The organism is Parasaccharibacter apium, assembly GCF_002917995.1.
Lineage (GTDB): Bacteria > Pseudomonadota > Alphaproteobacteria > Acetobacterales > Acetobacteraceae > Bombella > Bombella apis.
The window spans coordinates 187,912-201,335 of the sequence record NZ_LMYH01000007.1 but is presented as its reverse complement, the minus strand read 5'-3'; the positions used below and the strand labels follow the sequence as shown (position 1 = coordinate 201,335).

At 61.6% G+C, this 13,424-nt stretch carries 15 protein-coding genes and 1 tRNA gene; 12 read left to right on the top strand and 4 right to left on the bottom strand.

The features are described from left to right. Positions 1-90: 90 nt before the first annotated feature. The 7 genes from ASO19_RS03765 (at position 91) to ASO19_RS03735 (ending at position 4,602) form a co-directional block, all read left to right on the top strand. Positions 91-177: transfer RNA gene (locus ASO19_RS03765), tRNA-Leu, on the top strand. A gap of 60 nt (positions 178-237) precedes the next feature. Next, positions 238-888, top strand: coding sequence for a ribonuclease D (locus ASO19_RS03760; RefSeq protein ID WP_043560607.1), 651 nt, complete (start codon positions 238-240; stop codon positions 886-888). A gap of 12 nt (positions 889-900) precedes the next feature. Further along, complete coding sequence (locus ASO19_RS03755) at positions 901-1,878, top strand: KpsF/GutQ family sugar-phosphate isomerase (RefSeq protein WP_043560609.1); 978 nt, start codon at positions 901-903, stop codon at positions 1,876-1,878. Beyond that, positions 1,875-2,615 (top strand): LPS export ABC transporter periplasmic protein LptC, encoded by a 741-nt coding sequence (gene lptC / locus ASO19_RS03750; protein ID WP_043560612.1) that lies wholly within the window; start codon positions 1,875-1,877, stop codon positions 2,613-2,615. Before ASO19_RS03755 ends, lptC begins: the two co-directional genes overlap by 4 nt. A gap of 7 nt (positions 2,616-2,622) precedes the next feature. Then, on the top strand, positions 2,623-3,552 hold the full coding sequence (locus ASO19_RS03745) for an LptA/OstA family protein (protein ID WP_227449644.1): 930 nt from the start codon (positions 2,623-2,625) through the stop codon (positions 3,550-3,552). After that, on the top strand, positions 3,549-4,295 hold the full coding sequence (lptB, locus tag ASO19_RS03740; protein ID WP_043560625.1) for an LPS export ABC transporter ATP-binding protein: 747 nt from the start codon (positions 3,549-3,551) through the stop codon (positions 4,293-4,295). The genes ASO19_RS03745 and lptB overlap by 4 nt, the downstream gene beginning before the upstream one ends. Before the next feature lie 70 nt (positions 4,296-4,365). Beyond that, positions 4,366-4,602 (top strand): hypothetical protein, encoded by a 237-nt coding sequence (locus ASO19_RS03735; protein WP_146046910.1) that lies wholly within the window; start codon positions 4,366-4,368, stop codon positions 4,600-4,602. Positions 4,603-4,648: 46 nt separating this feature from the next. Here the strand turns inward: ASO19_RS03735 and ASO19_RS03730 are convergent, their stop codons facing one another. Then, positions 4,649-4,912 carry a DUF1150 family protein gene (locus tag ASO19_RS03730; RefSeq protein WP_227656560.1) on the bottom strand — a complete coding sequence of 88 codons (264 nt, stop codon included), beginning with the start codon at positions 4,910-4,912 and terminating at the stop codon, positions 4,649-4,651. Beyond that, on the bottom strand, positions 4,899-5,414 hold the full coding sequence (locus ASO19_RS03725; protein WP_043560630.1) for an Hsp20 family protein: 516 nt from the start codon (positions 5,412-5,414) through the stop codon (positions 4,899-4,901). The genes ASO19_RS03730 and ASO19_RS03725 overlap by 14 nt, the downstream gene beginning before the upstream one ends. 182 nt (positions 5,415-5,596) lie before the next feature. Between ASO19_RS03725 and def the strand changes: the two genes are divergently transcribed. Genes def through truA form a run of 3 tightly spaced genes read left to right on the top strand, consistent with a single transcriptional unit; the run spans position 5,597 to position 7,868 of the window. After that, complete coding sequence (def, locus tag ASO19_RS03720; RefSeq protein ID WP_103765426.1) at positions 5,597-6,148, top strand: peptide deformylase; 552 nt, start codon at positions 5,597-5,599, stop codon at positions 6,146-6,148. Positions 6,149-6,151: 3 nt separating this feature from the next. Continuing rightward, positions 6,152-7,084, top strand: a complete 933-nt coding sequence (fmt, locus tag ASO19_RS03715; RefSeq protein WP_103765411.1) for a methionyl-tRNA formyltransferase — start codon at positions 6,152-6,154, stop codon at positions 7,082-7,084. After that, positions 7,077-7,868 carry a tRNA pseudouridine(38-40) synthase TruA gene (gene truA / locus ASO19_RS03710; RefSeq protein ID WP_103765410.1) on the top strand — a complete coding sequence of 264 codons (792 nt, stop codon included), beginning with the start codon at positions 7,077-7,079 and terminating at the stop codon, positions 7,866-7,868. Before fmt ends, truA begins: the two co-directional genes overlap by 8 nt. Before the next feature lie 13 nt (positions 7,869-7,881). On the opposite strand, the gene ASO19_RS03705 is transcribed toward truA, so the two are convergent. Then, a complete protein-coding gene (locus ASO19_RS03705) occupies positions 7,882-8,700 on the bottom strand; it encodes a sulfotransferase family protein (protein WP_103765409.1) in 819 nt (272 codons plus the stop codon). Positions 8,701-8,955: 255 nt separating this feature from the next. Between ASO19_RS03705 and rfaE2 the strand changes: the two genes are divergently transcribed. Together rfaE2 and ASO19_RS03695 are read left to right on the top strand one after the other, a co-directional pair. Further along, positions 8,956-10,446 (top strand): D-glycero-beta-D-manno-heptose 1-phosphate adenylyltransferase, encoded by a 1,491-nt coding sequence (rfaE2, locus tag ASO19_RS03700; RefSeq protein ID WP_103765408.1) that lies wholly within the window; start codon positions 8,956-8,958, stop codon positions 10,444-10,446. Next, positions 10,443-11,576 (top strand): AGE family epimerase/isomerase, encoded by a 1,134-nt coding sequence (locus ASO19_RS03695; RefSeq protein WP_103765407.1) that lies wholly within the window; start codon positions 10,443-10,445, stop codon positions 11,574-11,576. Before rfaE2 ends, ASO19_RS03695 begins: the two co-directional genes overlap by 4 nt. Positions 11,577-11,600: 24 nt before the next feature. On the opposite strand, the gene ASO19_RS03690 is transcribed toward ASO19_RS03695, so the two are convergent. After that, the gene (locus ASO19_RS03690) at positions 11,601-13,379 is read right to left on the bottom strand and encodes a chloride channel protein (RefSeq protein WP_103765406.1); all 1,779 of its coding nucleotides are present in this window, start codon (positions 13,377-13,379) and stop codon (positions 11,601-11,603) included. Between the last annotated feature and the right edge of the window lie 45 nt (positions 13,380-13,424).

Genomic DNA, 13,424 nt, shown 5'->3' with positions numbered 1-13,424 from the left:
CATTGACGTCCCCCCTCCTGCGCCGTAAAAGCATCTTCAACAGAGCTGAGGCGGCTTCCTCACGGAGACAGCTTTCTCTTACAGCTTTATGCCCAGATGGCGGAATTGGTAGACGCGCAGGCTTCAGGTGCCTGTGTCCGCAAGGACGTGGAAGTTCGAGTCTTCTTCTGGGCACCAAGGCTTTCTCCCCTGACATGCAGGGCAGAATTGTCCCCTCTCAGAAAATCCGGTGAATCTATGAGCACTCCGCGTAACGCCATTCATCTATATGAGGGCGACCTCCCGGACAATCTTGAGCTGGGCTCTTCCATCGCCATTGATACCGAGACCATGGGACTCAACCCCCACCGGGACCGCCTCTGCCTCGTGCAGATTTCCGCCGGGGATGGTCAGGCGCATCTCGTACAGTTCGTGCCGGAACATCTGGGCGGGCGTGGCTACGGGCACTGCCCCAACCTCAAGGCGCTCCTTCAGGACAGTTCTGTCACCAAGCTGATGCATTTTGCCCGGTTCGACGTGGCCGTTCTCCAGCATTATCTCGGCATCACGCTGAATTCCGTCATCTGCACGAAGATTGCCGCCCGTCTTGTCTATACCTTCACGGACAGGCATGGCCTTGCCTATCTCAGCCGGGAGCTGCTGGGCGTCGAGATGTCCAAACAGCAGCAGAGCTCCGACTGGGGCAGCCCGACCCTGACAGAAGAGCAGCGCCAGTATGCAGCCTCCGATGTGCTGCATCTCCATGCCCTTTGGGAAAAGCTGGAAGCCATGCTCATCCGGGAAGGACGGCGTGATCTTGCGCAGAGCTGCTATGATTTCCTCCCTGCCCGTGCAAAGCTGGATCTTCTGGGCTATGATGTGTCGGACATTTTCGCCCATCGTGCCTGACATAGCTGCTCCATGACCTCATCTTCCCTCTCGACCGCCTGCCGTGCCCTCCAGACAGAACGTCAGGGGCTTGAGCAGCTCGAGGCGTGCCTGCGTGGCCCCATGCAGGAAGGGTTTGAAGCCGCTCTCACTGCCATACTGTCCATGAAAGGCCGCCTCATCCTGACAGGGATGGGGAAATCCGGCCATATCGGGCGCAAGATCAACGCCACCCTGGCCTCCACGGGAACACCATCACTGTTCCTTCATCCTGCCGAAGCCGCCCACGGGGATCTCGGCATGGTAGAGGCCGATGATGTCATCCTCTATCTCTCCAATTCCGGCGAGACCAACGAGCTGGCGCCAGTCCTGCTTCATGCAGCCCGCCTGAATCTCACGCAGATCGCCTTTACGACACGGGCCTCATCGACACTGGCCCAGTCGGTGCAGATTCCCCTCATCCTCCCTGCCGCGCCGGAAGCCTGCCCGATGGGACTGGCCCCGACGACCTCCTGCCTGCTCCAGCTGGCCCTGGGGGATGCGCTGGCCATCGCCCTGCTGGAACGCCGTGGCTTCAATGCGCATGATTTCGGTCTCCTGCATCCGGCAGGGACGCTGGGTGCCCAGCTCCGCCCCGTCAGCAATTTCATGCATACAGGGCAGGACATGCCACTGGGCCATGAAAACATGTCCCTCCGTGCCGTGATTCTGGAAATCACCCACAAGAGTTTCGGCTGCATCGGCATTCTGGATGACGAAGGCCGCCTTGCCGGGCTCATCAGCGATGGTGACCTCCGCCCCGCTTTGGACCGTGATCTCGACAACACCACGGCCGTGGAGATCATGAACCGCACGCCCCTGACGGGCACGGCAGACATGCGGGCTCAGGACATACGGCACCTCATGAATGACCGCCCTGTCCCGGTGAACAGTCTTTTCATTCTGGATGAAGAGCGTCGCCCTGTCGGGATTCTTCATCTGCATGATCTCCTGCGGGCAGGTCTCTCATGAACGCACCGCAGCCCAACCGGGAGGATTTTGACCCGGACCGTCTGGAAAAGACCCGCCAGCTGGATGCCATGCGACAGGAAAGCATGGCCAGACGGCGCACGCCCCCTTCAGCCGAAGCCATGGCCAGACGGAGCCTGCTGCTGAAGCGGGCCAAATGGGGTCTCCCCGGTCTTGCGATGTTCCTGCTGTTCTCGGTCGCCATATGGCCGGAAATCAATCATCTGATCCACCAGAACAGCGCCATTCTGGCCAGCATGCGTCATGCCCATACGGATAGCGGCATGATGGAACATGCCGCCTACCACGATCTTGATTCGCAGGACCGCCCCTATACCATCACATCCCGCATTGCCCGCCAGAGCGAGCCGGACCGCATCGACATGACCGAGCCTGAAGCTGACATCCTGCTGCACAATCATCAGTGGGTCCATGCCCGGGCGGATAGCGGCATGTATCTCCAGCACGAACAGACGCTGACACTGAACGGCCATGTCGTGATCTACCGCAGTGACGGCGTCCTGCTGAACAGCCCTTCAGCCGATATTGACCTGCCCCAGCAGGTCATCGCCACGCATGACTGGGTCCATGCCGAAGGGCCCTTCGGCACGCAGGATGCAGAAGGCGCCTTCATGGACCAGCAGACAGGGACTCTCCAGTTCCTCGGTGCCGGACGTACGGATCATTTTGAGGATTTATCACCCGCCCCCTCTTCTCCCGCAACGCCGAAAAGCCCATAAAGGAAGCATGATGCGTCTCCCTGTTTTTTCCCGCCCTCATGCTTTTCTTGCCGCTGCCGGTTTTCTTCTGGCCGAGGCCCTGGCCCCCTCTCCCACTGCTCTGGCAGCCGACCCGACACCCGGGGATCAGGCCCATGGGCAGGTCGTCCATCTTTTCTGGAAGAAAGAAGAGATCTACGACCATAACCGCCAGACCGTTACCCTGACGGGGGGTGCCCGTGCCCAGCGGGGCGACATGACTGTCGATGCCGATACACTCATCGGTTATCTGCGCCCGAAAAAGCAGGCCGCAGGCACATCCAGTACTGATGAGAGCCAGAAAAATGGTGGCAGCAGCGACATGGAACTGTACCGTGTTGAGGCCTTCGGCCATGTCCATATCTACAATCTGGAAAATCAGGGCTGGGGCGATCACGGGCTGTACGATGTTGACAGGGCCGTCCTGCTGATGACGGGCAAAGCCATGAAATTCACTACGCCCCGTCAGCTCATGACAGCTCGGGACCTTGTGGAATATCACCCCCAGACCCATACCTCCATTGGCTGGGGAGAAGCGACCGTCAATACCAGTGACGGCAAACGCATCACCGCTGATGTCATGCAGGCTGTGGAACTTTCCGATGCCCAGAAAGCCGCCAACAGGGCCAGCCAGGCTGCTGGTGGGGAAAAAGCGAAGAGTGGCAATCTGGACCGGGCCTATGGCTGGGGCCATGTGGTCATCCGTACGGACCGGCAGACCGCCACCGGGGACCGTGGCGTCTATCTGGCCGGACCGGAGCTGGCCCGGCTGATCGGCCATGTCCGTGTCACGCAGGGGCAGAACCAGAACAATGGTTCGCAGGCCATCGTGAACATGAAGACCGGCGTCTCCCATATGCTCTCCGGCTCCAGCGATCCCGTACAGGGGCTGATCGTCCCCAATGAGGCAGGCAAATGACCATGCAGGAAAATCAGGGGAAACCAGGCCTGGCTGCCCGGGGTATCGGCAAAAGCTACAAAAAGCGCACCGTCGTCCATGATGTCTCTCTCCACGTGCAGCGTGGCGAGGCTGTCGGGCTGCTTGGCCCGAATGGTGCAGGAAAAACGACCAGCTTTTACATGATTGTCGGGCTGGTGCAGACAGACATGGGCAGCATCACGCTTGATGGTGCCGACATCACCCCCCTGCCCATGTACCGGCGGGCCAGGCTGGGAGTCGGTTATCTGCCGCAGGAAGCCAGCATTTTCCGAGGGCTCAATGTCGAGCAGAACATCCTTGTTGCTCTGGAAGCCGTCGAGAAGGACCGGGACAGGCGGCAGGCCATGCTGGATGGCCTGCTGGCTGAATTCGGCATCACCCGTCTGCGCCACTCTCCTGCCCTGGCTCTCTCGGGGGGTGAACGTCGCCGTCTCGAGATCGCCCGCGCCCTGGCAAGCCAGCCAAACTACATCCTTCTGGATGAGCCACTGGCCGGGATCGATCCCATTGCCGTCAGTGAAATCCGTGCCCTCGTCTCCCATCTGAAGGACCGTGGCATCGGCGTTCTCATCACGGACCATAACGTGCGTGAGACGCTGGAGGTCATCGACCGGGCTTACATACTTCATGGCGGCCGTGTCCTGATGGAAGGAACGCCGGAAGCCATCGTCGCCAACGAGGACGTGCGCCGGGTCTATCTGGGAGAGAATTTCTCCCTGTAAAGAAAAAAAACTCTTTCACACCCCTGCCATAATGAGCTGCCAGTATCTGTCAGGAAAAGTGGATGTGCCCATGTCCACTCCGGATGCTGGGGAGGCCATGAAAAAAATCCTGTTCGAAGGTTCACAGACCTGCTCTTTCGTCACGTGCAGCATGATCTCGGACCGTACCTCCCACCAGCTGAGCCTCTACTGGGGCATCGGACACAGTGACCTCCTCGACCTCGCCTGCATGGTCGTCATAGTCCTTCCCCTATGCCTGCTGTTTGACTGGATTCAGACACGTTGCCGCTCGCAAAACAGACGATGATCCAGCCTTCCCTCCGCCAGGAAAGGGCAGCCCCACGGCTGGCCCTTCATTGCAGGAAGGTCGGCACCATGTCCTGCTCCAGGATGGCATCCACGGCACTGTCCTCATCCTCGGCAATGCCAACCGGGGTGCCGTCCGCTGCATGAATGGCCACCAGCGTGGCCCCCTCATGCGTTATGGTCCGGAAATAGGCAACTTCCTTCATCCCCCAGTCCCGCAGCTCCGCACCCGTCATGGTACGGGCCCGGACCTGCATGTCCCCTGCCAACCCAGCGTCGGCAGAGGCTCCCCTCTCATCATTCCCGGCCAAAAGGCTCCTCCTCTGCGACAGGAGGAAGATCACGGGCCAGCTCCACATCACGGGCTGGTGGTGCCGGGGCCCGTACGGCTCCCCCGGAACTGCCCTGCTGGATGGCAATATGCTTCACCCGCACCTCCGGCTCCGGGCGATGAAGGTCGATGTGCAGCAGGCCATTATCCAGCCAGGCTCCAGCAATCTCGATTCCCTCTGCCAGAACAAAGGCCTTGTGAAACTGCCGTGCTGCAATCCCACGGTGCAGGAAAACGCGCCCCTGCGTGTCATCCGCCTGCCGCCCACGGATCACGAGCTGGTTGTCTTCCTGGGTGATCTGGAGATCATCCATGACAAAACCTGCAACAGCCAGCGTGATGCGGAGTGCCGTACGGCTCAGCTGTTCGATATTGTAGGGCGGGTACCCATCCGATGCTGTTTTTGATGCCCGTTCAAGCATTTGTTCCAGATGATCAAACCCCAGAAACATGGGGGAAGTGAAAAGACGTCCAGACGACATGGCTCTAAAATGCCTCCTCAGGGAGCGAGACGTGAATGAAGACGAACGACCCTACACAAGGCATCGCTCGTCCCCGCTGATATGAGGATGGAAAGACCATGATGCAAGGCCCGCCATGCCCCGGCCTGCCGCATCAAAGAACAGGCTGGCATTACACACAGCCAGCCGCTAACATGCCTGCCATGAAAAATTTAGAGTTTCTCGACCGGCTTGATGACATCACCCCGACATCAATCCTTGTTGCCCCCCAGCCCGTGCTGAGCCAGGTGGCCCATGAGGTCCGCCCGGAAGACATGACGGCCCTCCGTGAGGCCCTGCCGGGCATGTTCTCCGCCATGTACAAGGCCCCCGGCATCGGTCTGGCCGCCCCGCAGGTGGGGCTCAGCCAGCGTTTCGTGCTGGTTGATGTCGCCCGGGAGGATGAACCCCGCCGACCGATGGTCCTCATCAATCCCGAGATCATCGAGTCCACCGAGACCTTGGCCGTGCGGGAGGAAGGCTGCCTCTCCCTCCCCAACCAGTATGCCGAGGTCATCCGGCCGGAATCCATCCGTGTCCGCTATCGTGACCTGGACGGCCAGGCCATCGAGCAGGATGCGGACGGCCTGCTGGCCACCTGTATCCAGCACGAAATCGACCATCTTGATGGCATCCTGTTCGTCGATCATCTGTCCTCCCTGAAGCGCAACATGATCATGCGCCGTCTGGCCAAGGAACAGAAGCGGAGACGATAACCCATGCGCCTCGTTTTCATGGGATCGCCGGATTTTTCCGTCCCGGCCCTGCACGGCCTGATCGAGGCCGGGCATGAGATTGTCGCCGTCTATACGCAGCCCCCCCGTCCCGCAGGCCGGGGCAAGGCCCTGCGGCGTCAGCCCGTTCATGAGGCGGCCGATGAGCTCGGCATTCCCGTGCGGACCCCGGAAAAACTGCGCCACAATGATGAGGAGCTGGCCTTCTTCCAGAGCCTGAAGGCCGATGCCGCCATCGTGGCTGCCTACGGCCTCATCCTGCCGGAAGCCATCCTGAAAGCTCCCCGGCTGGGCTGCCTGAACATCCATGCCAGCCTGCTCCCCCGCTGGCGGGGGGCCTCGCCCATCCAGTCCGCCATCCGGGCCGGAGATGCCGAAAGCGGCGTCTGCATCATGCAGATGGACAAGGGGCTGGATACCGGAGCCGTCCTTCTCTCCGAGGCCACCCCCATCACACCCGAGGACACGGCAGGCAGCCTGCATGACCGGCTGGCTGGGATCGGTGCCCAGCTGGTCGTCCGCACGCTGGAGGAACAGCCAACTGCCGTTCCACAGGATGATTCCCGGAGCTGCTACGCTCCAAGACTGGAACGCAAGGACGGGCAGATCGACTGGGGCCGTTCTGCCGTGGAGATTGAACGTCAGGTACGGGCCTTCATTCCGTGGCCCGGCAGCTACACGCTGCTGGAGGGGCAGACCTACCGCATCGGAGCCGTCAGCCTGCCTGACGAGGCCGAAACTGCCGCCCTCATGGCCTCGGCTCCCGCTCCGGGCACGGTTCTGGATGACAGGCTGACCATTGCCTGCGGGACAGGCTGCCTGCGGATCGAACGCATCCAGAAACCGGGCCGGGCCATGATGGACCGGGAGGCCTTCCTCCGTGGCACGAAACTGGACAGAGGGATGCGCCTTGACTGACGCCGCCCCGCCCGGCATCAGCCGCTGGGCCATCCGCATCGAATTTGACGGGCGGCCCTATGTCGGCTGGCAACGCCAGAAAAGTGGCCTGTCCGTCCAGCAGCTCATCGAGGAAGCCGCCGAACACCTCACGCAGGGCCGCAAGGTCAGCAGCGTGACGGCGGGCCGGACCGATTCAGGCGTCCATGCCGCCGGACTCGTGGCCCATCTGGACTTTCCCGATGATGCCCCCCTCAACCGCAAGGCCGTGCGGGACGCCATCGGCTACCATCTGAAGCCCCACCCTATTTCCATTCTGGAAGCCGCCCCGGCTCCTGAAGGCTGGAACGCCCGCTTCTCCGCCACATGGCGGCGTTACCGCTATACCATCCTCAACCGTCCCGCCCGTCCGGCCATGCAGGAAGGGTTCGTCTGGCACATCCGTGCCCCACTGGATGTCGAGGCCATGCAGGAGGGAGCCAACCATCTGCTGGGCGGGCATGACTTCACCTCCTTCCGGGCGGCGGCCTGTCAGGCCCGGGACGCCCTGCGGACGCTGGATGAACTCACCATCACCCGCTCCGGCGACCATGTCCATGTGGACGTGCAGGCCCGGTCCTTCCTGCACCATCAGGTCCGCAACATGGTCGGAACGCTGGCTCTGGTCGGCCATCACCAGTGGCACCCGGACCGTGTGAAAGAAGTACTGGAAGCCCGGGACCGCTGCAAGGCTGGCCCCACCGCTCCCCCCGATGGCCTATGCCTGATGGATGTCGGCTACCCGGATGATCCTTTCCGGCCATAAATTCTGCTGGTTTTCATATGATCCGTACCGACTTCGGGTTCATGCTTCTGTCCCTCCAGAATGCACCCCCAGCAAGACGGTTCACGACATCGGGTGGCAATATGAGAGGATGCTTCTGGGGCTCCACCTTCTGGGCAATTTCATGCAGACCCGGCGTTTCCAGAGCCTTGTCGTATGCCGTAGGAGGCGTGTAACGGACATTGTTCATGTCGTAAGTGGCAGCAGGAACGTTCAGTTCCTTTTCCAGAAGACGCATGACGGACAGGGGCTGTGTCACCAGGCTGTCATAATCAACCAGTACCAGTTTGGACGAAAACTGTCCGAAAAACGCCTCCTGCAAGGCCTGATACGCAAAACCGAAAGCCCCCGCAGGAGACAGCAGATAATTCACCCGCTGATGAAGCGTGGCCCGATGTTCCACTGGCACGAGATAGGATGAAAGCATCGGGTCCCTGCCAATGATGCGCTCAAAGGAGTTGATCACCCAGACAGGATCACGCACACAGCAGATCACTTTTGCATCAGGGTAGAGATAGTCCAGAAGCTGAAGCTTGCTGCACCAGGCCCGGTTATTGTCAATGACCAGATTCGGCCTTGATGGCATGTCATGATATGTATCCATTGTCTTCTTAAGAAGATTCATGACCTTTTCATCGCTGAATTCAGTTTTATATTCACCTTCTGAAATAACGGAAAGCATCTTTGTCATGAGAGAACAGACAGGTGTTGAATATTCTGCACAGTAAATGTCAGGATGCTGCCCTAAAAGAACACTAAGAAGGGTACTTCCTGAGCGGGGAAGACCGGATATAAAGTGAACATGACGAGACATTACGTACTTCCCGGCCCTGTTTTTTTTGTTTCAGTCTGTATTGCATGAGTATGTGTCATAATTATCACTGTCAACTTCAAAAATGTATAAAAATTTATTTATTATGCCACAGACCCTCTTCCGGGCTGGATAAGACCCTTTCCCTGACGACAGAGCGGTAAAAACATCCTAAACTTTCCCCTCCAGACATGAGGCCACGGACGCTGCCGAACGCCACTCACGGGCAGTGCTGTCTCCTGAAGGGAGGGACGTTTTTTGACTGACACGCTGAATGACGGTGCCATCACCATTCTGGGTGATCTGCTGCTGGACCAGTACATCACCGGGGATGTCACCCGCATCTCGCCGGAAGCCCCCGTCCCTGTCCTGCTGAGCAGCCACCAGCGGTCCACGCCCGGCGGAGCCGCCAACGTGGCCGTAAACGTGGCCGCCCTCGGTCATCCGGTCCATCTGGTCGGCGTGGTGGGTACGGATCAGGCAGCCGGAACGCTCCGTCAGGCCCTTTCGGTATGGCAGGAGATCAGGCTGGATGGTCTGGTCGATGATGCCAGCTGGACAACCATCACGAAGACCCGTGTCCTCAGCGGGCGGCAGCAGATCGTCCGGCTGGACAATGAAAAGCTCGTCCCTTTCTCCAGAGCCACCGAGGAGGCCCTCATCGCCTCCACCCTGAAGGCACTGGAAACATCCCGGATTCTCATCTGCTCCGACTATGCCAAAGGTGTCCTCTCCGACCGTGTCCTGCACGCCATCATGGGGGCCGCCCGCAGCCGGAACATTCCCGTTCTGGTGGACCCCAAGCGGGCCGATCTCTCCGCCTATCGGGGGGCCAGCCTGCTGACACCCAACCGGCAGGAACTCGGCAAGGCCCTTGCCGCCTCCGGCATCGCCCACCCGGCAGGCCGCCCGTGGACACTGACGGATGATGAGGAGGTGGAACAGGCCTGCGCCGCCATCGCCCCGCTGACGGGCGGCGACATTCTCCTCACACGCTCCGAAAAAGGCATGACGCTCTGGCAGCAGAAGGCCGCCCCGCTGCACTGCCGTGCCCATCCTTCAGAAGTCTATGACGTCTCCGGGGCCGGGGACACCGTCATCGCCACGATCGCCTGTGCCCTGGCCAGTGGCCGCTCCCTGGCCAGCGCCGTGACCATGGCCACCACGGCCGCCGCCATTGCCGTCAGCAAGCTGGGCACGGCCTTTGTCACCCGGGACGAACTGCACCAGAAGCTGCTGGAAGAAATCGCCGACAGCGGAGCCTGCCTTCCCCTGCCCGACGCCTGCGCCATCGTGGAGAACTGGAAACGGCACGGAGCCTCCGTCGTCCTGACGAATGGCTGTTTCGACCTGCTCCATCCCGGCCATGTCTCGCTCATCCAGTTTGCCGCCAGCCAGGGTGACAAGCTGATCGTCGCCCTCAACACCGACGCCTCCATCAGGCGGCTGAAAGGTCCCCGCCGCCCGCTCCAGACCGAACAGGCCCGGGCCACGGTCATCCGTGCCCTGCGGCATGTCGATCTGGTCGTCCTCTTTGATGAGGACACGCCACTGGACATCATCTCCGCCCTGAAGCCCCACGTCCTCGTGAAAGGGGCCGATTACCGGGAAGATGAGGTCGTCGGGGGTGATGTCGTCAGGGAACATGGCGGGCGTGTCTGTCTGGCCCCGCTGCTGGACGGACATTCCACAAGCCGCATCGTGCAGACGATGGATGACAGCCACCCGGCAAAGGACACCCAACAATGACATACAGACAGACATGGCAGGACTGGCTGCTCCACAAGGCTCTGCCCCTCTGGTCCCAGGCCGGTTTCGACAGGAATGCAGGCCTCTATCACGAACGGCTGACCTTTGAGGCCACCCCCATCACCCTGCCCCATCGCCGCCTGATGGTGCAGGCCCGGCAGATCGCCACCTACTGTCAGGCCGCCCTGAACGGCCATTACGACGCCGGGGAGCAGGCCCTGACGGTGCTGGACCATGTCACGCAGCGATATCACCGGGCTGATAGCAGCGCAGGCTGGGTCTTCGCCCTTGGGCCTGATCTGGCCCCTTCCGACGCAAAACGGGACCTGTACGGCCACGCCTTCATCCTCTTTGCCCATGGATGGGCCTACCGTCTGGGCAAAGACCCCGCCCTGCTGCACAGGGCTGAGGCCAGCCTGGCCGAAATCGACCAGCTCTTCCCCTCCACACATGGCGGATACCGGGATGTCCTGCCTGCCACGTCGGACCGGCACTCCCAGAACCCCCACATGCATCTGCTGGAAGCCTGTCTGACACTCTTCGAGGTCTCGGGTCGGGAGGTGTTCCTCCATCATGCCGACGCCATCCTGAAACTGGCCCTGCACTCCTTCATCCCGGCCGGAATGGATGCCCTACTGGAATTCTTCACGCCGGAATGGAAGCCGGAACGGCCTGCGGGCCAGAACCGTGTCGAACCCGGCCATCAGGCGGAATGGTGCTGGCTACTGGGCGAGTATCTCCGTCTTGCCCCCGATGGCAGGCACGCCGCTGCTGCCCGTCAGGCGCAGCAGCGCCTCCATGACCGCCTTCAGAAGACCGCTCCCGGCCCTCTCCTGCCGGATGCCCTGCTGGATGATGGCTCGATGCTGGAAGCCTCCACACGCATCTGGCCCCAGACCGAAATGATGCGCCTTCTGGCCCAGCATGGTCCGGCGGATCTCCAGTCCCGGCAGGAACGGCTCGCCATCATGAGCCAGCTCTTCTTCACCCATTATGCCCCGGCCCCGCTCAATGGCGGGTGGATCGACCGGCTGGATGAGCAGGGCAAGACTGCCACGGACCACATGCCCGCCAGCAGCCTCTATCACATCTACAGTGCCGGACAGGCCATCCTCGGCACCACTCCATAAGTCCGCTCCACCGGGGACGGACCATCACACGGAAAAACGTCCATCCCCGGCAAGGTCCCGGCGGCTGCGCTCCAGCTCCACGGCGTAGCAGCGCAGCGTGTGCCGTTCGCTCAGCTGCCCGACAAGCTGGCGGGACTGACGGTCTTCCACCACGGCCAGCACGTCAGCTTCCGCCTCTGCAAACAGGTCGGCTGCCTCACGGATGGTCATGTGCGGCTCAAGCATGATGTCCCGATAACAGGCCAGACTGGAGACAGGCTCCTCGCCTGCGCAGGCCGCCGTGATCTCGGACACCAGGACAATTCCCTGATACCGGCCCTCCTCATCCACCAGCACGAGCCGCTCCTCAATCCCCAGTGTCAGCTGCGCCTGTGCCTGCCGGATGGTCATGGCCGCCGGAAAGCTGCGGACCTGTACCCGCATCAGCTTCTGCACGGTCAGGGTACGGAAGCGGCCCACATCCACGGCGGACCGGATGGTCTCTCCCCTCAGGTGAAAACGCCATGTCGCGAAATTGTATCCGAAGAGCCTCCGGACCGTCAGCAGGGACAGGGTGGCCGACAGCACCACGGCACTGCTGAGCGGCATGATCCCCGTCATTTCCAGCACCATGCAGATCATCGTCATGGGGCCTCCAATGATGGCCGTGGCCATGGCCGCCATGCCCAACACGGAACAGACATGACCATCAGCCGGGGCCAGACCATAAGGAGCCAGCAGAGCCCCGAATGCCTCACCGGCCAGAACACCCAGAAACAGCGAGGCAAAAAACAGGCCACCCCGGAAGCCCGACCCGATGGACAGGCACGACGCCACCGCCTTGAGGACCAGCAGCAGAAGAGCCAGGGACGGCACGATCTCCCCCTTCAGCACCAGCCCAACCCCACCATGCCCGGCCGACAGGACCGAGGGAAAAGGTGCCGCCAGACAGGCCACGAGCAGACCACCAGCGACAGGCCGCAGCCAGACCGGTACAGGCAGCTTCTGGAACACCACCTGGGTCTGCGTCACGCAGTACATGATGAGAATGGCCACGAGGGCGCACAGAATGGCCAGCAGGCTGACCCCGGGCACATCAGCCCAGCCCATCTGCCAGCGGGTCACCAGTGGTGGCAGGCCGCCATCCATCCGCATGAGATGCCGGACACCCAGCCCGGCCATGGCCGCCAGCGCAATGGGAAACAGGTTGGCAAGACTGTACGTTCCCAGCACCAGCTCGAACGCATAGAAGGCTCCGGCAATCGGAGCATCAAACCCGGCACTGACAGCCCCGGCCGCCCCGGCTCCCACCAGAATCCGCATGTCCTCCCGCCGGACATGGAAGACCCGCCCCAGCCACGAACCGAAAGCAGCGGATATCTGCACATAGCCAGCCTCCAGCCCGATGGAGGCCCCCACGCCGTTGGACAGGACCGTCTGCACGGCAAGACTGATACTGTCCCGGACGGACATGCGCCCGCCATGCAGGGCATTGGCCTCCACCGGGTCCACCGGGCGCCGCTTCATCCAGCGGCGCAGCAGGGCACTCAGCCCGCCAACCGCCAGACCACCACCGCCCAGCACCAGCAGACAACGCCATAGTGGCAGTGCAGGCAGTTCCGACAGTCTGCCGCCATTATGCAGGCCATAGAACACGACATGCAGACCGAGGGTCACGACATTGATCAGCAGGACACAGCAGCCCGCCAGTCCCCCCGTCAGCAGGGCCAGCAGGAACAGCCCCAGCCCGTCACGCCGGACGAAGGACCGCAGCATGGCAGGAGCCAGCAGTCTCATCCGTGATGACCCGTTCCCTCTGGACATGCGGGGCTCTCTCCTCTTTCCAGTATCGGCCGTGCTACAGAGTCC